Origin of the sequence: Mitsuaria sp. 7 (assembly GCF_001653795.1) — a bacterium.
In the GTDB taxonomy this organism is placed as follows: Bacteria; Pseudomonadota; Gammaproteobacteria; order Burkholderiales; family Burkholderiaceae_C; genus Roseateles.
Genome location: NZ_CP011514.1, coordinates 4,334,505 through 4,355,329, shown reverse-complemented (window position 1 = coordinate 4,355,329; position 20,825 = coordinate 4,334,505). Strand labels below are relative to the sequence as shown.

The following is a 20,825-nucleotide window of genomic DNA, read 5'->3' as shown; positions in this document are numbered from 1 at the left end:
AGACCGAAGCGGGTCCCGAACCCGCACCAAAGCCGCCGGAGACCCCGGAGCTCCGGGGTCAGCCGACGGATTGCGTCGACGGTGGATCTGCACTGGTATTTGAAAAATCCCGCTTTGATGCCACCGCTTGGATACCACTTTCCGAAATCCGAACGAACTGGCGCAGCGGGTAAACCCGGATCCTGGTGACAAGGCGTGTGGTCAGGCGCCTGGAAGCGGGGCCCTGGACGGGCCTCGTCACAAATCGGCGAGGCGGCGGACTTGCCTCACCCCATCAGCCCCGTGGTTTCACGAGATCCGTGCTCAACCTTGCGCGGGGATCGCCGATATTGAAGTCATGAACATCGCCAACTCCTCCAGCGTCGCCGCCGCCGTCAGCAGCGCCTCCAACAGCACGCCGGGCACGGTCGGCAATGCCGCCAGCATGCTGGTGCTGCGCAAGGCCATGGACGTGCAGGAATCCGGCGCGGCCGCGTTGCTCGCGTCCCTGCCGCAGGCGCCCGCCCTGGCCACCGAGGGCAGCCTCGGGCGCAACGTCAACACCTACGCCTGAGCGTCACTTTCCCGCTGCGGCAGCCGCGCGCAGCTTGTCCTTCTTGCTCGGGCGCCTGCCCTTGATGCCGCCGGTCGCGGCTTCAGGTGAAGCCACTTCGGTCGGCTCGAAGCCGGCGATCCTTTCGCGTTCGACGCGACGTCCCTGACGCTTCTCGATCAGGCGGAAGTGCGACTCCGTGGCCGCGCTGATGAAGCTCACCGCGAGGCCGCTCGCGCCGGCGCGCGCCGTGCGGCCGATGCGGTGCGTGTAGTCGTCCGCGGCGCGCGGCAGGTCGTAGTTCACCACCACCGGCAGCCGCGCGATGTCGATGCCGCGCGCTCCCAGGTCGGTCGCGACAAGCACCTGGATCCGTCCCGCCTTGAAGTCCGCCAGCGTGCGCGTGCGTGCGCCCTGGCTCTCATCGCCGTGGAAGGCCGCGGCTTCGAGGCCGCCGCGGCGCAGCTTGTCCGCGACGTGGTCGCAGGCGTAGCGCGTCGCGACGAAGACCAGCACGCGCGTCCACTGGCCCTGTTCGATCATGTGGCGCAGCAGCGGCGTCCGCTTCGCGACGTCGACCTCGACCGCGTGTTCCTCGATCTGGCCTTCCGTGGCGGGCTCGCCGGTGATCTCGATCCGCACCGGGTCGTTCAGCAACTGGTCCGCGAGGGCCTGCACCGCCGCCGGGAAGGTGGCGGAGAACAGCAGGTTCTGCCGACGCTTCGGCAGCAGCGCCAGCACCCGCGCCAGTTCGTCGGCGAAGCCGGCGTCGAGCAGGCGATCGGCCTCGTCCAGCACCAGGCACTCGACGTCGGAGAGCTTCAGCGCGTTCTTCTCGACGATGTCCAGCAGCCGGCCCGGCGTCGCGACGACGATGTCCGCGCCGCCGCGCAGCGCCATCATCTGCGGATTGATCGACACGCCGCCGTACAGCACCGAGACCTTCAAGGGCTCGTCGAGGAAACGTCCGACCTGGATCACCGTCTCGCCGACCTGCGCGGCGAGCTCGCGCGTGGGCACCAGCACCAGCGCCTGCGTGCGACGCAGCGCGGGCCGCACGCGGGCATCGATGCCATGCAGCATCGGGAAGACGAAGGCCGCCGTCTTGCCGGAGCCCGTCGCCGCGGAACCCAGCAGGTCGCGACCCGCGATGATGGGCGGCATCGCGGCCGCCTGGATCGGCGTGGGGATCTCGAAGCCGAGTTCATCGGCGGCGCGCACGAGGCGCGACGACAGGCCCAGCGCGGCGAAGCTGTCAGGCGCGCTCACAGCAGGCGCACCTTGACCGACTTGCCCTTGACCTTGCCGGCGTTGAGCTTGCGCAGCGCCTGGTCGGCGATGCCGCGCTCGACGGCGACGTAGGTCGAGAACTCGTTGACGTTGATCTTGCCGATCTGCGCGCTCTCGAAGCCGAGGTCCTTGGTCAGCGCGCCCAGCACGTCGCCCGGACGGATCTTCTCCTTGCGGCCGCCGAGGATCTGCAGCGTGACCATCGGTGGATGCAGCGGCTCGGAGCCGGGTTCGGTGGTGAGCTCGGTCAGCGGATGCCACGGCGTGACGCTGCCCTGCATCTGGTCGATGCGGCCGACACGCCCCATTTCATCGAGGCTGGCGAGGCTGAACGCCCAGCCCTCTTCGTCCGCGCGGCCGGTACGGCCGACGCGATGCACGTGCACCTCGGGGTCCGGCGTGATGTCGACGTTGATGACGGCTTCCAGCTGTGCGATGTCGAGACCGCGCGCCGCGACGTCGGTCGCCACCAGCACGCTGCAGCTGCGGTTGGAGAACTGCACCAGCACCTGGTCGCGGTCGCGCTGGTCGAGGTCGCCATGCAGTTCCAGCGCGACGATGCCTTCGGCCTGCAGCACGGCGACGAGGTCGCGGCACTGCTGCTTGGTGTTGCAGAAGGCCAGCGTGCTGGCCGGTCGGAAGTGGTTGAGCAGCAGGCCCACGGCATGCAGGCGCTCGCTCTCCTTGACCTCGTAGAAGCGCTGGCGGATCTTGCCGGCGGCGTGCTTCTCCTTGAGCGTCACCTCCTGGGGATCGCGCATGAAACGCGTCGCGATGGACTTCACGCCGTCCGGATAGGTGGCGGAGAACAGCAGCGTCTGGCGCGTCTTCGGGCAGTTCGCGATCACCTGCGCGATGTCGTCGGCGAAGCCCATGTCCAGCATGCGATCGGCTTCATCGAGCACCAGCGTGTTCAGCGCTTCGAGCGTCAGCGTCTCGCGCTGCAGGTGATCCAGGATCCGGCCCGGCGTGCCGACGACGATGTGCGCGCCGTGGGACAGGCTCGCGAGCTGGTTGCGGATCGGCGCGCCGCCGCACAGCGTCAGGATCTTGATGTTGTCCTCGGCGCGCGCCAGGCGGCGGATCTCCTGCGTCACCTGTTCGGCGAGCTCGCGCGTCGGGCAGAGCACCAGCGCCTGCACGGCGAAGCGGCGCGGATTCAGGTTGGTCAGCAGCGGCAGCGAGAACGCGGCGGTCTTGCCGCTGCCCGTCTTCGCCTGCGCGATCAGGTCCTTGCCGGCCAGCGCGAGCGGCAGGCTGGCGGCCTGGATGGGCGTCATCGAGAGGTAGCCCAGCTGCTGCAGATTCGCCCGCATCGCGGGCGGCAGGGGCAGGGTGTCGAAGGAGGTGGCGCTAGGCGCCGCCGGCGGCTGCGAGGCAGCAGGTGCCGCGGCAGCGGCGCCGGTGGGATCGGTGCGGGTCATGCACGATTGTCGCCCAGCGGGTGTGCCATGAAGAAACAGAGCATCTGCTCGCTGGCATCGGGGCCCAGCCAGTCGGTGCAGGAGCCGTTGCGGTCGCCGCCGGACCAGCCGTGTCCGCCGCCCTCGATCAGCCAGAGCTCGGCTTGCACGCGACCCTGCGGCGTGACATGCCGCTTGCGGGTGTAGGCCCGCGTGCCCTCACGGCCGTTCTCGATGCGATGGGCGCCTTCGACGCCGAGGGTCGCGTCCGCGTAGACGTGCTCGCCGTTGAGCGGGTGCACGGTCATGTCGCGGGTGCCGTGGAAGACGATGGTCGGCGTGGGGTGAGGTTTGCCGGAGGGCGCGGCCTCGGCGGGCGGACGCGTGTCCTGGCCGCCGCGCATCATCGCCATCGCACCGTTCGCGTCCTCGACGGCGCCGTGCGGCAGTCCCGAGTGCACGCCCACCGCGGCGAAGAGCTCCGGATAGGCGCGCCCGAGGATGGCCGCCATCGCGCCGCCGGCCGAGAGACCCGCGACGTACACGCGGTTCGCGTCGACGTTGTGGCTGGCCATGACCTCGCGCGTCAGCGCGGCGATCAGCGCGGGCTCGCCGCGCCCGCGTTCCTGGTGGTTGGTCTTGAACCAGTTCCAGCAACCCTGCGGATTGGCCTGCGTCGACTGCGCCGGGTAGAGCACCAGCCAGCCGTCGCGACGCGCCATCTCGTTCATGCGGGTGCCGACGGCAAAGTCGTCGGGGTCCTGTCCGCAACCGTGCAGCATCAGCAGCAGCGGACGCGGTTCGTCGCTGGCGTCCGGGGGGACGTAGAGCTGGTAATCGATGGAGGCGCGGCCTTGCACGGAAGTGCTGCGGAGAAACTGTTCTGCGAGCGTTCCGCTCTCAGGTTCGAGCGGCAGGTCGATGAGCATTCGGGGGCCGGGAGCGCGAGTGGCAGTCCTTGATTGAAGCACGGATCCCCGTCCGGCTTCATGAATGTTTGCGATACCTGTTGGCGATGCCTGTTCGTGATGCCTGTTGGCGATGCCCGCCTGGGCAGGGGGCCGTGCGAAGGACAGAATGCCGGGCCATGTTCCACACCCATCGCCGGCACCTGGCGCCCAAGGTCACCGCCCGGATCGTCGACAGCCGCACGCCGTCCTACGAGACCGAGTTCCATGCGCACGACGAGTACATGGTGCTGATGCCGCGATCAGGCGGCATGGTGGTGCGTGTGCGCGAGGAGCAGAGCGCCTTCCGCATCAACGCCGCCTGCATGGCGCTGGTGGCGCCGGGCGTGGAGCACGCGACGGCGGCGACCCGGCCGCAGCAGCAACACCTGGCGCTGTACGTCGATCGGGCGTTCGTCGAGGACTGCGCCAAGCGCCTTGTCGGCCTTGTCGGCGTCGATGGCGTCGCCGGCGTCGGCGAGCCCGAGGGCACCACCACGGCGCCTCCCGCACCGCCCGCGTGCGGTGTCTGGCGCATGAGCCCCTCGCTCGTGCAGATGCTGCGGCTGCGCGAGGAGCTGGCCGGCGTCGACGGCGCGCATCGCGATTCGCCCCGGATGCAGGCGACCGAGCGGCTCATCGCGGCAGAGTGCATCACGACCGCCTTGACGACGGCCAACGCGCTGCCGGCGCACCGCGGGCGGGACGCGTTGCTGATCTACGAGATCGTCGCCTACCTCGAGGCGCACATGGCGGAGCAGCTCACGGTGGACGATGTGGCCGCGCAGTTCCTGCTCTCGCGCCGGCACTTCACGCGGCTGTTCCGCGAGCGCACCGGTCACAGCATGATCGAGTTCCTCAACGGCAAGCGCCTGGAACGCGCACAGCTGCTGCTGCAGGACCCGCGGACCAGCGTGATGGACGCGGCGCTGCTGGTCGGGTTCGAGACGCCGTCCTACTTCGCCCGCCTGTATCGGGCGAAGTTCGGTCGTCCGCCGTCCCGGCGTTGAGTCGAAGAGGCGCTGAGCCCCGGAACGTTCCGCCGGCACGAAGCATGACGATCGCGATGGCCCGATCGTTCTAGTCGTTTGGCCCGAACGGAGGCGCGCATCCGTGGCGGGATCGCGATGCTTCATGCCTGTCGCTCTCGTTCAAGGACTGGTCATGAAGCGCTCCCTCTTCCTCCTGCTTGGCGTGGCCGCCGTGTGCGCCCCGGTGGCCTCGGCGCTCGCCGAGGCCTACCCCAGCCGCCCGATCACCATCGTCGTGCCGTTCCCGGCCGGCGGCGGCACGGACGCCCTCATTCGCAGCCTCGCACCGGCGCTGTCGCAGGAGCTGCACCAGACGGTGCTGATCGACAACAAGGCCGGCGCCGCCGGCACGATCGGCTCCGCCGCCGTCGCGCATGCCGCGCCCGACGGCTACACGCTGGGCGTGGCCACGACGAGCACGCATGCGGTCGCCCTCGCCGTGGTGAAGGGCGCGCGCTACGACCCCTTGCGCAGCTTCGCGCCCATCGGCCTGATCGGCTTCTCGCCGTACGTGCTGGTGGCGCGTCCGACCTTGCCCGCGAAAACGCTCGCGGAACTGATCCGCGATGCCAAGGGCGCACCGGGCAAGCTGACCTTCGCCTCGGTCGGGCAGGGCTCGCTCTCCCATCTCATCGGCGAGCAGTTCAAGCAGGCCACGCGGACCGACCTCATCCACATCCCCTACAAGGGCGCCTCGCCCGCGCAGACCGAGCTCATGGGCGGGCAGGTCGATCTGCTCTTCGACAACCCGGCCACGCTGGTGCAGCAGATCCGCGGCGGAAGGATCAAGGCGCTCGCGCAGACGCAGCGCAGCGCGCTGCTGCCGGAGGTGCCGACCTTCAAGGAGGCCGGCCTCGCCGGCTTCGAGTCGCAGCTCTGGTACGGACTCGTGGCGCCGGCAGGCACGCAGACGGCGGTGGTGCAGAAGCTCTCCGAGGCCTTGCGCAAGGTGCTCGCCAACCGCGCCACCGTGGCCGCGCTCCTGAGCAGCGGCGTGGCGCCCGCCGAGGGAACGCCCGCACAGTTCGCCGCCACGCTGAACCAGCAGGTGCCGTACTGGGCGAACGTCGTGAAGAGCTCCGGCGTGGTGATGGAATGAGCGCGCGCAGGGATTTTCCGTCGTTGACGGAAGGCGTGGCGCGCGGCATGGCGCGCCGGGTGCGGGTCTTCGCCGCCGCGGATGGCAGCGGCGGCAACCCGGCACCTATCGTGCTCGATGCCGAGGGCATGAGCGATGCACAGATGCGCGCCGTCGCCGCCGAGGCCGGTCACGAGAGCGGCTTCGTGTTGCCGGCGGAGTCGGACGCCAATGCCGACTTCCGGTTCCGCTTCTTCGTGCCTCGCCACGAGATGGAGATGTGCGGCCACGCGACCGTCGGGGCGCTGTGGTGCCTGCGGGAGGCGAGGCTCTGGAACGCATCGCACGTGCGGATCCTGACGCTCAGCGGCGTGGTGGAAGGCTTCGTGCGCGACATGGGATCGCCGTCTGAGAGGATCGAGATCACGCAGCCCGTGGGACGCGTCGAAGCCATCACCGATCCCGCCGTGTTGCGCCGGATCGCCGACGTGCTGCGTGTCTCCGCGGACGACCTGCTGCCGCATCCGGTGCTGAACGCGGCGACCAGTCGCGTGAAGACGCTCGTGGCGCTGCGCTCAGTGGCCGCTCTGGATGGCTTGCAGCCGGACTTCTCCCGCATGGAGGCCCTGTGCGAGGAGATCGGCTCGACGGGGCTCTACCCGTTTGCCGTCGAGTCGCTGGCGGATCGCCGCTTCCATGCGCGGCAGTTCCCGAAGTCTTCGGGCTATCCGGAGGACGCGGCCACCGGCATCGCCGCGGCGGCGTTGCTGTTCGGGCTCAAGGCACTCGGCCTCGTGCCGGTGGACGATGCGGAGGTCCTCATCCTTCAAGGTCGCGCCATGGGGCAGGGCTCCGAGATCCGGGTGCGATTCCATCGCGCGCCGGACGGCGATGTGCTGGGGTGCTTACTCGGCGGTCGCGTGGTGCCCGACGCCGTCGCATGAGTCCCGGTCAGGGCTCGTCCGATCGACCTTCCGACTCGCGGTCGCGGTCGTAGTGCCGGCTGAGCGGGAAGGGCGGCAGCCAGGCCTCGCGCCGGACGGTCCAGAGCTCATAGGTCGGCATCAGCTGGTCCGGCGCGTCGAGCGCGCCGAGGTGCACCTCGACCTCGTCGCCGGTCCGGGAGAACACGGACGATCCGCAGCGGGGACAGAAGTGCCGGCCGCGGAACTCGTGGGTCTCACCCCAGAGGGTGACGGCGTCCTGCGCAAAGATCGCGGAGGCGTGAAAGAGCGCGCCGTGATGCTTGCGGCAGTCGAGGCAATGGCAGAGGCCGACGCGGTAGGGCCGGCCGGTCGCGACGAGGCGGACATCGCCGCAGAGACAGCCGCCGGTGAAGCGGTCCATGAGGGGCTCCTCCTGGCGACTCATGGCGTCCTGACCGGCTCGCACGCCACGCGCTTCATCGGGTAGTCGATGCCTCGCGTGGTGCCGTTGCGTTGTCCTTCGATGCGCGCGGCGAGTCCGGTCTCGCCGACGGCCTTGTAGAGGATGCGTTGCGGGAAGTCGTGTTCCGGGTTCTCGAAGGTGACCGCGCGATCCCCGATCGAGGTCGCGACGAAAGTGGCTTCCTTCTGCCGCGACGGCAACGCGACGTAGACGACCTGGCCTTCGGCGTTCAGGCGGATCTGCAGGAACTCGTGCTCGACGGTGCGGCCGTTCTTCACCGTGCGGCCGATGCCGAGCATCGTGCCGCCGGCCAGCGGCAGCCAGTGTTCGACGGAGCCGGGCTCGCCCTTCTCCGAAGCCCAGCAGCCGGCGAGCCAGCCCAGGCGTTCAAGCTGGGCGTCCTCGGCATGCACCGGCAATGAGGCGAAGGGGAGGAGCGGAGACACCGACAGAAGGATCAGCCCTTTGACGGCGGCGAAGGTGGGACGCATGGCGGATCTCCGGGCACTCGATGCACGAATCTACCGCCGGCGTCCCGTTGACGCCAAGCGGATGGATTCTTCGCGTCCCGCGCGAAAGTGCATCGCCCGGACATCGGCAACAGAATTCAATAGGGCTCAACGGTTACGCAAGAAGTTGCCGTGGCAATCCCGCAACCCCCTCGATCTCCCCTGAAATCGAGGGGACTTGGACGCTCCTAGACTGTTCGTCAATCCAGCGGCCTTGCGAGGTGATGACCTTGGCGAAACAGCAGTACCCCATCGGACTCTCGTCCGACTTCCAGAGTAAATTCTCCGGACACAAGTCCCGCCGACGCGCGGCGGAGAACGCGCGGAGCTATGTCGATGGATGGAAGGCCGCGCACGTCTATCCATTCAAGGATGATCCGCGCAATCCAGTGGAAGTCGTCGAGCGCCAGGTGTTCGATATCGTCGCGGCCAACGTCGCACGTTATCTGCCGGACTTCGACGACGCCAAGTCGCCCAGCAAGGCCTTCCAGCTACGCATGCTGCGGCACGCCGTCGAGAAGAGCCCGGATGAATTGCAGCGGATCCTCTCCGAAGTGATCGGGCTGCCGAAACACACGCAGGACGAGTTGGCCGAACTTCTACGTGACGTGTCCCTGTCCGCGATCATCAACTCCGCGCGCGTCGTCGCGGATCGGCTGCTGTTTCTCAAAGGACTGGAGGCAATTCTGTTCGATCCCGAACCGCGCAAGCGCCTGAAGGAACGCAGCCAACTCCATCGCTTGGTGGCGCAGAACACTTGGCTGTTCGGCGATCAGTTCACCTTGTCGGTCGATGACCAATCCTTGACGGAGGTGCTGCGCAAGCACAAGAAGCTGCTCGACGAGGACATCGTGATCGACACGCCCGTCAGGCACGTGTCGCAGGAACGGGGCATCGTGGACCTCATGCTGTCGAAGGCGTCCCGCCGGCATCGGGCCAACAGCCTGTCGCATCTGGTCGTCGAACTGAAGGCGCCTCGCGTGAAGATCGATGCCGACGAGGTCTCCCAGATCGAGCGTTATGCCGCCTCCGTGATGGCCGATGAACGCTTCCGGAATGTGGACGTGCAGTGGCAGTTCTGGGCGATCGGCGATGAGCTGGGCACCTTCGCGAAGTTCCGTCTTGCCAGGGACGACGGCGAGATCATGAGGAACGACAACGTCTCTGTGTTCCTGAAGACGTGGGCGCAGATGATCGACGAGAACAGGGCGCGGCTTCAGTTCTTCCAGGAGAAGCTCGCGTATCAGGTCGACAAGGGCGCCTCGCTGGAGCACCTCCAGACGAACTACGGCCGATATCTGGAGGGTGTGCTGGACGCACCGACGTCGACGAACAGGTCTCGCGTCAAGTCTTCTGCTTTTCCACCAACGCCTTGAGCGTCCCCAGATCTCTCGCCACATGCGCGGCGTCGTTCTCGAACGCTTCGTCGGTCACGTCCGGCATGCGCAGGAGCACGAAGGCCACCACGCAGCCGGTGCCCGACGGCGTGACGCGCATCGCGTTGTGGAAGCGCTGGCCGTCGGGCAGCGTGACGTCGTGGTCGAGCACGCGGAACGCGTTGCGCGGCGCCAGGTCCACGCGGATGCGGCCCATCGGCGACTCGGCGAACCAGCCGTCGGCCTCCTGCGTGATGCCGGTGGCGAGCCCCGAGGCCCACAGCGGCAGCCGCTCAGGCGCACAGGCGAAGTCGTAGACCGCGTCGGCATCGACGTCGATCGTCTCGGAGATCACGCGGGCGGAATGGGTGGTCATGGCAGTCTCCTTTCGAGGGCGGGTCAGCCGGCGGCTGATGGTGTCCTTCGAAGGGAGCAAGGCGAGTGCCACCCCCTCCAGCCGGATGCTGGCCCGCTATCGGCCCGCTTCCGGCAAGCCGCACAATGACTGTCCGGCAATTCCAACCCATCCGGCGACATGGACCGATTCGACGCGCTGCAAGCCTTCGCCCGCGTGGTGGAGGCGGGCAGCTTCACCAAGGCGGCCCAGACGCTGCACATGAGCAAGACCACGGTGACGCAGCTGGTGCAGCAGCTGGAGGCGCGGCTGCGCGTGAAGCTGCTGCATCGGACGACGCGACAGGTCCGCGTGACGCCCGACGGCGCCGCGTACTACGAGCGCGTCGTGCGCGTGCTCGCCGAGCTCGATGACGCGGACACCGCGCTGTCGGACGCGACCAGCACGCCGCGCGGTCGGCTGCGCGTCGACGTGCCGAGCCCGTTCGCGCGCATGGTGCTGATGCCGGCGCTGCCGGACTTCCACGCGCGACATCCGGAGATCCAGCTCGACATGGGCGTCAGCGACCGCATCGTCGACGTGATCGGCGACAACGTCGATGCCGTGCTGCGCGGCGGCGAGGTCACGGTCCCGTCGCTGATCGCGCGGCGGGTCGGGGATCTGCAGCTGGGCGTCTTCGCGTCGCCGGGCTATCTGGCGGTCGCGGGAACGCCCGCGCATCCGCGCGAGATCGAGGACGCTCATCACCGCATCGTCGGCTTCCTGCGCGCCAGCAAGGGCACGGTGATGTCGATCGAGATGCGGCGCGGCGACGAGGCCGTCGAGGTGCGCGGCCGCTACGTCGTGGCCGCCGACGACGGCAACGCCTATCTCGCGGCGGGGCTGGCCGGGATGGGCGTGCTCTGGCTGCCGCGCTACATGGCCGATCCGCACGCGGCGCGCGGCGAACTCGTCCCGTTGCTCACGGACTGGGCGATGGATCCGATGCCGATGTACCTCGCCTATCCACCCAACCGCCACGTCAGCGCGAAGCTGCGTGTGTTCATGGACTGGATCGAGGAACTGATGGCCCGCCACGCCCCGATGGCGACGGGGCGGACCTGATCGCTCAGGACGCGGCGGTGGCCGATCCCGAGCCCGCGCCGCGGCGGCTGTCGACCCACGCGTCGACCACTTCCTCCAGCACCGTCAACGGCACGTCCCCCGTCAGCAGCACGACGTTGTGGAACTGCTTGATCTCGAAGCGCTCGCCCAGTTGCTGGCGAGCCTTCTCGCGCAGCGCCTCGATGCGCAGCCTGCCCAGCATGTAGGCGCAGGCCTGGCCCGGCCACGTGACGTAGCGATCGACCTCCTGCGGCGTGATGCCGTAGTCGATCGCCTGCTGGCGGGTCCACTTCATCGCGTGCAGGCCGGTGTCGACGACCAGCCGGCGCGCGCGGAACAGCGCGCCATACAGCTGCCCGAGGTGGCCCACCGGATCGCCGTCGTACCAGCCGTTCTCGACGGCCAGCTGCTCCGAATAGAGCGCCCAGCCCTCCACGTACGCCGAGCCCGCCATGAACGCGGCGCGGCGGCGGAAGTAGGGCAGGTCCTTCGCCTCCATCTGGATCGCGAGCTGGAAGTGGTGACCCGGGATCGCCTCGTGGTGGACCAGCGTGCGCATGTCCGCGATCTCGTAGGTCGGCCCCGCGAGCGGCGCCCAGAACACCCCCGGCTGCGAGCCGTCAGGCGCCGGCGTCGTGTAGTGCGCGGAGGCGGTGGGCTCGGTCAACGCAGGTTCGCGGCGCACCTCGACGGGCGCCTTCGGCATCACGTCGAAGATCAGTCGGGCGCGGGCCTCGGCATCGCGCAGGTAGGCGGTGTAGCGGTCCAGCAGCTCGCCCTGCGGTGCGGCGCCCGAGGGCTGGCGGTCGGCGTCCATCTTGCGGAAGCGCTGCTCGATCGTGCCGTCCGCGTAGCCGAGCTGGCGCAGCAGGCCGTCCATCTCGCCTTCGATGCGGGCGACCTGCTTCAGGCCGATCGCGTGGATCTCGGCCGGCGTCAGCGCGGTCGTCGTGTTGGCACGCAGGCGCGCGGCGTAGAACCTGTCGCCGTCGGGCAGACGCCAGACGCCGGCGTCGTCGTTGGTCAACGGCAGTTGCGCGCGCATCAGCGCCAGGCCGCGTTTCCACGCCGGCGCGATCGACTTCGCGACGATGTCCGCGGCCTGCGCGCGAGCCCGCTGACGGGCGGCATCGCTCATGTCGGGCAGGCCCGCCATGCGCTCGGTCAGCGAGATCACCAGCGGATTGGCGACAGGCGGCACGGCCACGAACTGTTCGATCTGCCCGATCGTCGTCGCGGTGATGAAGCGCGGCATCAGCACGCCCTTGGCCTGTGCCGCGCGGGCGCGCACGATGCCCTGATCCATCTGCGCGGCCAGGCCCGCCATCCGCGTCAGGTAGCTGCGCACGTCGCGCGCGTGGCGCATCGGGTGTTCCTGCACGAGGAAGGTGATCGGGCCGACGTGCACGCCCTCCATGTGCTCGAAGACGTAGTGGTGATCGAGGAAGGGCGCCTCGCTCACCTCCTGCTGCATCGCCCACGCCATGAGCGCGGCGGACGTGCGCTGCGTCGGCGTGAGCGCCTCGCGCGGGAATCGGGCCAGCTCGGTCAGCGCCTGGCGGTCGCGGGCGATGTCGGCGAGCGCCGAGGCCCGCGAGAGATCGTCCCATTGGCCGTCGAGCCGGTCCTGCGCGGGGCCTTCGAAGTACTGCATGCGGGTCGCATGCTCGGGGGAGCTCTTCATGCGCGCGGCGGCGGTGCGCTCGGCCCACGCGTCGAAGTCGGCGGCACCGAAGCCGGTCTTCGCGGTCGCCGCGACCGCATTGAGGACCGGCGCGGTGGTCATCCAGCCGGCCACGCCGGCAGCGAGCAAGGTCCGGCGCCGGATGGGCAGCGCGCGGGCGGATCGGGTCGTCTTCGTCATGTGCTCTCCCTGGTCGACGATGCGTCGATTGGAACGGGAGGCAGGGTACCCGGCTATTCGTCACTCCCCGGCGAGCAGGAAGCTGTTACTCGCCGCTGAACTCGTAGTCGGCGAACTCGGCGTGGTTCCACTTGATCAGCACCTTCAGCTTGGCGCCCGCGGCGGGCAACGCCGACCGGTCGAACTGGCAGAACACGCTGACGTTGCCGTCCTCGCCGAACAGGCTGAGCTTGCTGCCCTCGCCGCAGGCGAACGGCTGGCCGTCCAGTTCCGGCGCGATGCTGGCCGAGGTGTCGTCATGCCCGCCGGTGAACATCGCGCGGAAGCTGAAGCGCTTGGGCGCCGCGCCGGCGGGGAGGGTGCAGGTGATCTCGCGCCAGTCCATCATGCGGTCGGTCTCGACGCAGGCGGCGGCCTTGAGCGAGGTGCCGGGTGTTGCGGGGGCGGGGGCTTGCGCGTTCGCGGAGGTGGCGCCGAACGCGCAGATGGCGAGCAGCAGGGCGTTCGTTCGCATGTCGTGCCTCGATGCGTGAAAGCCGGAGATCTTCGCGGGGCTGTGTGACAAGGCGACACGCGAACCTTGATCGTTGTCATGCGGAAATCTTGCGGGTACGCGATGGGATCGATAAACTGCGAAGCTCAAGTTCTGTCTAGGCGGGGTGAGATGGGCAGAGCCACCCGAGTGATCGGGTTCCAGCTGGACTGGTAGTTCGCAGCAATGCGATAGAGAGCCCCGTATGAGACGGCCACCTTTGGTGGCCGTCTCTCTTTGTGCCTCGATCCGCTATCGGGAAATCTTCCGCCGGAGGCTGGTGGCTTTCAAGAGATTGGGGAACGCCACTCGGCGACGCAGATGGAACGGCTGGTGCTCAGAGACGTCAGCCGCATATGCGGACTGGACCTGCAAGAGCAGTCGACCCTTCTGCCTGTGATCGCGTGTGACCTCGAAGAAGACGACGTAATGCTGTCCGTGCGCGTCAGGCCCATCAACGGACGTCGTCGTCACGAAGTTTTGCGGGTTGTCGCGAGCGATCCGGATCGTCCGCTTGCGTAGCTCTCGCATGAGTTCCGGGAGATGCCGCTTCGAGAGCTCATAGCGGCGCTCGCAAAGCACGCGCACTTCGCGACCGTCGTCGAACAGTTCCGTGGTGGGAATCTCCCGGCGACGTCGTCCATCGCGGGAGATCGATCGCGTGAAGCAGTGACACGAGAAGAGGACGACGACGGTCACGTCGAATCCGAGTCCCGGATCCATGCGGAACGCGAATGGGTCCAGGTGCGAAAGATCCCATGCTTCTCCGCCTCGTACGACATTCTTGAACCGATGGTGAGCACGAACTGCATCCAGGTGATCGGCAATCGGTACCTCGGTGACGGGAGAATCTTCTCGAACAGGGCGCGGCTCGCCCTCCAGCGTTGAACTGCACATGACTTGGCGGCCCTGGTGATGACGGGCCGGTCATGTTTCCGATGAAGAACTCCTGCGATCTTGCGCGTAATCAAGGGTTTCGCAGGTCAAGCAGAACCTGCTGCGTTCGTCGTGAGTTCGCGACCTTCAATGTGTGAATCGATCGCCGCGGGTGACTGGAGAATGTGGCCGCGAGACTTACAAGAGCAGTGCTTATGGAGGTCATTGCGGTAGACCGCGCAGGCCCCTAAAGTTCCAGGCTCAAGATCTACATTGAGCGCGGGGTGAGAAAGGTAGTGCCGCCCGAGTCATCGGGTCCCAGCTGGAATGGGAGTTCGCGGTTTCCGCGATAGAGAACCTCGCAATGCGACGGCCCCTTCGGGGGCCGTCTGTCTTTCTGGCCTCAGTCGACGAATGAAGCGCTCAGACGAACTGCGCCGCCGCGTTCGCCGAGGCCCACGCCCACTGGAAGTTGAAGCCCCCCAGGTGGCCGGTGACGTCGAGGACCTCGCCGATGAAGTACAGCCCCGGCGACTTCAACGACTCCATCGTCTTGGACGACACCTCCTTGGTGTCGACGCCGCCCAGCGTGACCTCGGCCGTCCGATAGCCCTCAGTGCCGGCAGGCACGACCTGCCACGCGGACAGGCGCTCGGCGATCTGCTCCAGCTCCGCATGCGCGTACTGCTTGATCGGTTTGGACACGAACCACTGCTCGCCGATCAGCGTCGCCATCTTCTTCGTGAACAGCTCCGCCAGCAGCGTCTTGAGCTCGGCATTGGGCCGGTCGTTGCGCTGCTGCGCCAGCCAGCCAGGCACGTCGAGGTCGGGCAGCAGGTTGATCTCCACCGGCTGGCCGGGCAGCCAGTACGACGAGATCTGCAGGATCGCCGGTCCGCTCAGGCCGCGGTGCGTGAACAGGATGTTCTCGCGGAAGCTCTTGCCGTTGCAGCTGACGACGCAGTCGACCGAGGTCCCGCTCAGCTCGTTGCACAGGTCCTTGAGCTGGTCCGTGATCGTGAACGGCACCAGCCCGGCGCGTGTCGGCAGCAGCGTGTGGCCGAACTGCTTCGCGACCTGGTAGCCGAAGCCCGTCGCGCCCATCGTCGGGATCGACAGCCCGCCGGTGGCGATTACCAGCGACTGGCAGCGCATCGGCCCCGCGGTGGTCGCGAGCACGTAGCCCACCTCGGTCTTCTCGATGGTCTCGACGGTGGTGTCCAGCATCGGCGTCACGCCGACCTCGGCGCACTCGGCGAGCAGCATGCGCAGGATGTCGATGGACTTGTTGTCGCAGAACAGCTGGCCGAGCTTCTTCTCGTGGTGCGGGATCTGATGCTTGTTGACCAACGCGATGAAGTCCCACTGCGTGTAGCGCGCCAGCGCCGACTTGCAGAAGTGCTTGTTCTCCGAAAGGAAGTTGGCCGGCTCGGTGTACAGGTTGGTGAAGTTGCAGTTGCCGCCGCCGGACATGAGGATCTTCTTGCCGGCCTTGTTGGCGTGGTCCACCAGCAGCACGCGGCGGCCGCGCTGGCCCGCGAGCGCGGCGCACATCAGCCCCGCGGCGCCCGCGCCAATGATCACGACATCGGTGTCCTGTACATCCACAACTGCTTCCCTTCGACCCTTGATGGCCCGCTTGAACCCGCTTCGCGTCGAGCGAAGCGTTGCGGGCGATGGGCGCGGGACTTTAACGCATCGGGCCTTCGCCACGATGCGGGCCCTCCAGGCCCGCGTTGCAGACGTTTCCTCAGAACGCGTGGCGGATGCCCATGCCCAGGCCCGTCTGCGAGCCGCCCGCCACCGGCGTGCTGCCCGCCGCTGCGGCCGCGTTGCTGACGCCGAGTGCGAGCGTGCCGTCGTTGTCGATGCGGCCCGCCGTCGCGTAGACCGACGTGCGCTTGGACAGGAAGTAGGTCCCGCGCACGGCCCACAAGGTCGCCTCGTTGGCGCTGTTCTTGTAGTCGAGCTTGAACACCTGCGCGTCGAGTCCCCAGCTCGGGTTCAGCGACCAGGTCGCGCCGGCGTACCAGAGGTTGCTCTTGGGTGTGGCGAGGCTGGCGTCGTTGCGGCGCGCGATCAGGCCCGCCGCGAACTTCCAGTCGCCGGTCTTGAACCAGCCCGTCGCCGTGCTGCGGCGGTCCTTCATCGCGCTGCTGGTCAGGCCCGCGAAGGCGCCGGCGCCGCCGCGGATCTCGTCGACCGCCGCGGACAGGCCCCACGCCGGCGTGTCGTACTTGACCATCGCGGACCACTGCCGGCACGCGTTCTTGTCGGCCGCGTTCTCGCCCGCGCAGTTGGTTCCCGACGGGCTCGGTCCTGCGTTGACCGCGTCGCGGCCGGGGCTCCAGGTCGCGCCGACGGTGAAGCCGCTGAACTGGCCGCGGTAGGCGATCGCGTTGTCCACGCGCGCATTCGGCAGGTAGCTGTCCAGTGAGCCGGAACCGAACATCGCCGGTCCGAGGATGTCCGCATCGGTCTGCGACCAGAACAGCATCGAGTACTGCCGCCCGAGGCTGATCGTTCCCCAGCCGCCCTGCAGTCCGACGTAGGCCTGCCGGCCCCACGCGCGGCCGCCCTGGTTGAGCGTGCCGCTGTCGGCGCCTATGCCCATCTCCAGCGTGAACACGGCCTTGAGTCCGTCGCCCAGATCCTCCGAGCCACGAAATCCCAGGCGCGAGGGCGCGTAGCCGCCGCTCAGGCCCGGCATGCGGGTCAGGCTCGCGCCGGCCGCGCCGACGTTGTTCAGGTACTCGACCGGCACGTCGAGCAGTCCGTAGATCTGCACGTTGGTCGAGCTCTGCGTCTGGGCCTGGAGCGGCGCCTGCGCCAAGGCGCAGAGCGCGCCGGCAGCGGCCATGGCGACCGTGGTGGTCGCGGAAATCCCTCGTCTTGTCATCGCATCGTCTCCTCGTTCTTGGGTGTTGTCCGGAAAACGGCGCGACTCTAGGCAGCACCCCGCGCCGCCGATAGATGGCACGGCGCGGGGGGCGATAACCGCTCGTTATCATCCGCCCGCATGAAGCTCACGAACTTGCGGGCGCTCGTCGCCGCGGTGGAGGAAGGCAGCCTGCGATCGGCGGCGCGGCGCGTCGGGGTGTCGCAGCCGGCGTTGACGAAGATGGTCCGGGAGCTGGAGCGCGAGCTCGCCACGACGCTGCTGCTGCGCTCGACGACCGGCGTGCTGGCGACGGCGCAGGGCATGGTCCTGTACGAACGGGCGCTGGCGGCGGACCGCGAGCTCTCCCACGCCCGCGAGCAGATCCAGCAGCTGAGCGGCCGCATGACGGGCTCGTTGACGATAGGCGCGGTGCCGCTGGCAGTGATGCTGCTGGTGCCGGAGGCGCTGCGCACCTTCGGCGCGGAGTTCCCCGACATCCAGCTGCGCATCGTGGAGGAGCTCTACATCGCGCAGCTGACGCGCGTGCGCAAGGGCGAGGTCGACATCGCGCTCGGGCCGTTGCCCGATCACCTGCCGCGCGGCGAGTGCACCGTCGAATCGCTGATGCCGATCGACATGGTGGTGGTCGTGCGCAAGGGCAATGCGCTGGCGCGGTCGAAGAACCTCGCCGACCTGGCCGAGGCGCGGTGGGTCTACACCGGCGCGACGGAAGCGACGGGGCTGGCGCGCACGCTGTTCGAGACGAACGGCCTGCCGCCGCCGCCCGCAGGCGCGGTCGTCAATTCGACGCTCGGCCTGTTGTCCGTGATCGCAAGCGGCAACTGCGTCGGCCTGCTGCCGCGCCAGATCGCGGCGCATCCTTTCGCCGCGCAGTTCCTGCAGGTGGTGCCGGTGAAGGAAGCGCCGCTGCGCCTGACGCTCGGCGCGATGGCGCGCAATGACGCGGCCGTGAAGCCGGCGGTGCGGCACTTCATGACGCACCTGCACCGCGCGGCCTACGTCATCACGCACGGTCGCGCCCAGTGACGCTGTCCGGCGCCATGCCGGATCTGAATAGCAGCTAGTCCAAGCCATAACTTGGACGACGGGCCGCGTCTCTCCACAATCCGCCGGAGTCGACCCGGGCAGGGCAGCGCCATGCCACGGTCGTTCCCAGCGAACCAGAGAGCCCCATGATCATCGACGTCCACGGTCACTACACCACCGCTCCTGCCGCGCTCGGCGCCTGGCGCGACCTGCAGATCGCCGGTCTGAAGGACCCGTCGCAGGCCCCGAAGGCCGGCGACCTGAAGATCTCCGACGACGAACTCCGCGAGTCGATCGAGACCAACCAGCTGAAGAAGATGAAGGAGCGCGGCTCCGACCTCACGATCTTCAGCCCGCGCGCCAGCTTCATGGCGCATCACATCGGCGACTTCCAGACCTCGGCCACCTGGGCCGCCATTTGCAACGAGCTCTGCGCGCGTGTCGCCGAGCTCTTCCCCGAACACTTCGTCGGCGCGGCCATGCTCCCGCAGAGCCCGGGCGTCGATCCGGCGAGCTGCATCCCGGAGCTCGAGAAGTGCGTCAAGGACTACGGCTTCGTCGGCATCAACCTCAACCCCGATCCCTCCGGCGGCCATTGGACGAGCCCGCCGCTGACCGACCGCCACTGGTACCCGCTCTACGAGAAGATGGTCGAGCTGGACATCCCCGCGATGATCCACGTCAGCACCAGCTGCAACGCGTGCTTCCACACCACCGGCGTGCACTACCTGAACGCGGACACGACCGCGTTCATGCAATGCCTGACCGGCGACCTCTTCAAGGACTTCCCGACGCTGAAGTTCCTGATCCCGCACGGCGGCGGCGCGGTGCCGTACCACTGGGGCCGCTTCCGCGGCCTCGCGCAGGAGCTCAAGAAGCCGCTGCTCGACGAGCATCTGCTCAACAACCTCTTCTTCGACACCTGCGTCTATCACCAGCCGGGCATCGACCTGCTGACCAAGGTGATCCCGGTGAAGAACGTGCTGTTCGCGTCCGAGATGATCGGCGCGGTGCGCGGCATCGATCCCGAGACCGGCCACTACTTCGACGACACCAGGCGCTACATCGCCGCCACGCCTCAGCTCAACGACGAGGAACGCCATCTGGTCTACGAAGGCAACGCGCGGCGCGTGTTCCCACGGCTGGATGCACGGTTGAAGGCACAGGGCCGTTGAGCGGCTTGCGGTGAGACACTCCTGGGCACGCTTTCTGCTTCGTGCCCGGGATGAGCGCCACACCTGACGACACCACACCGCCGGCTCCCCCAGACGTGACGGCGCCGCTCGCCGACCTGGCGATCCGCTCCCACACGGCCTTCGAGGACGCGCAGGCGATCTTCACCGGGACGCTGTTCGTGTCGCTGGCGCTGATCCTGTTCGCGCAGGTCGGGCTGCTGACCGGGGGCACGGCGGGCGCGGCCTTCGTGCTGCACTACGCGACGGGCGTCAGCCTGGGCAAGCTGTTCTTCCTGATCAACCTGCCGTTCTACTGGTTCGCGTGGACGCGCATGGGCCGCGAGTTCACGATCAAGACCTTCCTCTCGATTGCGCTGCTCTCGGTGCTGACCGAGTTCTCGCCCAAGCTCTTCGCCATCGACCGCATCCACCCGGCCTACGCCGCGATCCTCGGCGGGGCGCTGCTGGGCTCGGGCTGCCTGTTCCTGGCGCGGCATCGCGCCAGCCTCGGCGGCGCGACCATCGTGTCGCTCTACCTGCAGAAGGCCAAGGGCTGGCGCGCCGGCAAGGTGCAGATGGCGATGGACTGCGCGATCGTGCTGCTCGCGCTCACCGTCGTGGACGTGGAGCGGGTGGCGTACTCGGTGCTCGCCGCGGTGGTGATGAATCTCTTCATCGCGGTGAACCACAAGCCCGGCCGCTATGCCGTGCTGTGACGGGGGTGCCGTGACCCCTCCAACCTAGGGATGCGAAGCTAGGGGGACGACAAGGTCCTAGGGATGGGCCGTTCCCTGCGTGCTGCCTAGTCTGGCTCACGGCTTCTTCACGGCTCGACCTCGGGCGGTGGCCGCGATGCGAGATTCGCAGGAGGTGCCCCATGCCCACACGCCAGCTGATGGTGACGCAGATCAAGTGCGTGGACGACACGAGCGAAGGCGACGGCGGCGACTCGCCCTACGTGCTGGTGTTCATGGCGCATCGCAACGTGCCCGGCGGCAAGCTGATCCGCGTGCGCGATCCCGATTGGGACGACCACTTCCTGAAAGGCCGGGTCGTCAACACGCGGCAGATCGTCGACGAGGCCGAGGCGGGCGGCGCCTTCGTCTTCGCGTGGCTGCTCGAGGAGGACTGGGATCCGGACCTGGGCAGCGGCGGTTTCCTGCAGGTGATGATGCAGACGGTGTGGAACCAGTACGGCCAGAGCGGCTGGGCCAACCTGACCGCGGCGCAGCTGCGGTCGGTGGTGGGGCCGAAGCTCTCGACCTTCGTGCAGGCCTCGCTATCCAACGACGAATACCTCGGCTGGCACAGCTTCGTCGTGCCGTCGGTGACGACCGAGACCGCCATCTCGCCGCTGAGTTACAGCGGCGATGGCGGCAGCTACAAGCTCACGTTCACGGTGAGGATCAAGGGCGGATGACGCCGCACGTTCCTCC

21 protein-coding genes are annotated in these 20,825 nt (G+C 68.1%); 10 read left to right on the top strand and 11 right to left on the bottom strand.

Going from position 1 to position 20,825, the window contains the following annotated elements; all coding sequences use genetic code 11:
• The first annotated feature begins 337 nt into the window (after window positions 1–337).
• Complete coding sequence (locus ABE85_RS19055; protein ID WP_067278183.1) at window positions 338–553, top strand: YjfB family protein; 216 nt, start codon at window positions 338–340, stop codon at window positions 551–553.
• A gap of 3 nt (window positions 554–556) precedes the next feature.
• Here ABE85_RS19055 and ABE85_RS19050 read toward each other — a convergent pair whose 3' ends face one another.
• The 3 genes from ABE85_RS19050 to ABE85_RS19040 form a co-directional block, all read right to left on the bottom strand.
• Entirely contained in the window at window positions 557–1,801 is a 1,245-nt protein-coding gene (locus tag ABE85_RS19050; RefSeq protein WP_067278180.1) for a DEAD/DEAH box helicase, read from the bottom strand.
• On the bottom strand, window positions 1,798–3,138 hold the full coding sequence (gene dbpA / locus ABE85_RS19045) for an ATP-dependent RNA helicase DbpA (RefSeq protein ID WP_067283145.1): 1,341 nt from the start codon (window positions 3,136–3,138) through the stop codon (window positions 1,798–1,800). Before dbpA ends, ABE85_RS19050 begins: the two co-directional genes overlap by 4 nt.
• A gap of 104 nt (window positions 3,139–3,242) precedes the next feature.
• Window positions 3,243–4,085, bottom strand: coding sequence for a PHB depolymerase family esterase (locus ABE85_RS19040; RefSeq protein WP_231993134.1), 843 nt, complete (start codon window positions 4,083–4,085; stop codon window positions 3,243–3,245).
• A 227-nt stretch (window positions 4,086–4,312) separates the two neighbouring features.
• On the opposite strand from ABE85_RS19040, the gene ABE85_RS19035 reads away from it, so the two are divergent.
• The 3 genes from ABE85_RS19035 (at window position 4,313) to ABE85_RS19025 (ending at window position 7,225) form a co-directional block, all read left to right on the top strand.
• A complete protein-coding gene (locus tag ABE85_RS19035) occupies window positions 4,313–5,182 on the top strand; it encodes an AraC family transcriptional regulator (RefSeq protein WP_067278173.1) in 870 nt (289 codons plus the stop codon).
• 154 nt (window positions 5,183–5,336) lie between these two features.
• Window positions 5,337–6,302, top strand: a complete 966-nt coding sequence (locus ABE85_RS19030; RefSeq protein WP_067278169.1) for a tripartite tricarboxylate transporter substrate binding protein — start codon at window positions 5,337–5,339, stop codon at window positions 6,300–6,302.
• Window positions 6,299–7,225 carry a PhzF family phenazine biosynthesis protein gene (locus ABE85_RS19025; RefSeq protein WP_231993133.1) on the top strand — a complete coding sequence of 309 codons (927 nt, stop codon included), beginning with the start codon at window positions 6,299–6,301 and terminating at the stop codon, window positions 7,223–7,225. The genes ABE85_RS19030 and ABE85_RS19025 overlap by 4 nt, the downstream gene beginning before the upstream one ends.
• A gap of 7 nt (window positions 7,226–7,232) precedes the next feature.
• Here the strand turns inward: ABE85_RS19025 and ABE85_RS19020 are convergent, their stop codons facing one another.
• The gene (locus ABE85_RS19020) at window positions 7,233–7,628 is read right to left on the bottom strand and encodes a GFA family protein (protein WP_067278165.1); all 396 of its coding nucleotides are present in this window, start codon (window positions 7,626–7,628) and stop codon (window positions 7,233–7,235) included.
• Window positions 7,629–7,648: 20 nt separating this feature from the next.
• Window positions 7,649–8,161 (bottom strand): DUF6265 family protein, encoded by a 513-nt coding sequence (locus ABE85_RS19015; protein ID WP_082938751.1) that lies wholly within the window; start codon window positions 8,159–8,161, stop codon window positions 7,649–7,651.
• A gap of 20 nt (window positions 8,162–8,181) precedes the next feature.
• Here ABE85_RS19015 and ABE85_RS19010 point away from each other — a divergent pair, with 20 nt between their 5' ends.
• Window positions 8,182–9,555, top strand: a complete 1,374-nt coding sequence (locus ABE85_RS19010) for a type I restriction enzyme HsdR N-terminal domain-containing protein (RefSeq protein ID WP_082938750.1) — start codon at window positions 8,182–8,184, stop codon at window positions 9,553–9,555.
• Here ABE85_RS19010 and ABE85_RS19005 read toward each other — a convergent pair.
• On the bottom strand, window positions 9,524–9,931 hold the full coding sequence (locus ABE85_RS19005) for a polyketide cyclase (RefSeq protein WP_067278158.1): 408 nt from the start codon (window positions 9,929–9,931) through the stop codon (window positions 9,524–9,526). The two genes, ABE85_RS19010 and ABE85_RS19005, sit on opposite strands and share 32 nt — an antisense overlap.
• Window positions 9,932–10,090: 159 nt before the next feature.
• Here ABE85_RS19005 and ABE85_RS19000 point away from each other — a divergent pair, with 159 nt between their 5' ends.
• Complete coding sequence (locus ABE85_RS19000) at window positions 10,091–11,014, top strand: LysR family transcriptional regulator (RefSeq protein WP_067278154.1); 924 nt, start codon at window positions 10,091–10,093, stop codon at window positions 11,012–11,014.
• Window positions 11,015–11,018: 4 nt separating this feature from the next.
• On the opposite strand, the gene ABE85_RS18995 is transcribed toward ABE85_RS19000, so the two are convergent.
• From ABE85_RS18995 to ABE85_RS18975, 5 genes are all read right to left on the bottom strand, one after another.
• Window positions 11,019–12,878 (bottom strand): DUF885 family protein, encoded by a 1,860-nt coding sequence (locus ABE85_RS18995; protein WP_157522629.1) that lies wholly within the window; start codon window positions 12,876–12,878, stop codon window positions 11,019–11,021.
• 85 nt (window positions 12,879–12,963) lie between these two features.
• Window positions 12,964–13,392: a hypothetical protein gene (locus tag ABE85_RS18990; RefSeq protein WP_067278151.1), complete on the bottom strand. Its 429-nt coding sequence runs from the start codon at window positions 13,390–13,392 to the stop codon at window positions 12,964–12,966.
• A gap of 270 nt (window positions 13,393–13,662) precedes the next feature.
• Window positions 13,663–14,109 carry a hypothetical protein gene (locus ABE85_RS27705; protein ID WP_157522626.1) on the bottom strand — a complete coding sequence of 149 codons (447 nt, stop codon included), beginning with the start codon at window positions 14,107–14,109 and terminating at the stop codon, window positions 13,663–13,665.
• A gap of 600 nt (window positions 14,110–14,709) precedes the next feature.
• Window positions 14,710–15,870 (bottom strand): NAD(P)/FAD-dependent oxidoreductase, encoded by a 1,161-nt coding sequence (locus ABE85_RS18980; RefSeq protein ID WP_231993132.1) that lies wholly within the window; start codon window positions 15,868–15,870, stop codon window positions 14,710–14,712.
• Window positions 15,871–16,036: 166 nt separating this feature from the next.
• Window positions 16,037–17,185 carry a porin gene (locus ABE85_RS18975; RefSeq protein ID WP_409072553.1) on the bottom strand — a complete coding sequence of 383 codons (1,149 nt, stop codon included), beginning with the start codon at window positions 17,183–17,185 and terminating at the stop codon, window positions 16,037–16,039.
• Between the two features lie 120 nt (window positions 17,186–17,305).
• On the opposite strand from ABE85_RS18975, the gene ABE85_RS18970 reads away from it, so the two are divergent.
• From ABE85_RS18970 to ABE85_RS18955, 4 genes are all read left to right on the top strand, one after another.
• Window positions 17,306–18,214, top strand: coding sequence for a LysR family transcriptional regulator (locus ABE85_RS18970; RefSeq protein ID WP_067278144.1), 909 nt, complete (start codon window positions 17,306–17,308; stop codon window positions 18,212–18,214).
• 146 nt (window positions 18,215–18,360) lie between these two features.
• Window positions 18,361–19,389 carry an amidohydrolase family protein gene (locus ABE85_RS18965; protein WP_067278142.1) on the top strand — a complete coding sequence of 343 codons (1,029 nt, stop codon included), beginning with the start codon at window positions 18,361–18,363 and terminating at the stop codon, window positions 19,387–19,389.
• Window positions 19,390–19,439: 50 nt separating this feature from the next.
• Entirely contained in the window at window positions 19,440–20,105 is a 666-nt protein-coding gene (locus ABE85_RS18960) for a YitT family protein (protein WP_067278139.1), read from the top strand.
• A 161-nt stretch (window positions 20,106–20,266) separates the two neighbouring features.
• Window positions 20,267–20,809 carry a hypothetical protein gene (locus ABE85_RS18955; protein ID WP_067278136.1) on the top strand — a complete coding sequence of 181 codons (543 nt, stop codon included), beginning with the start codon at window positions 20,267–20,269 and terminating at the stop codon, window positions 20,807–20,809.
• The last annotated feature ends 16 nt before the right edge of the window (window positions 20,810–20,825 follow it).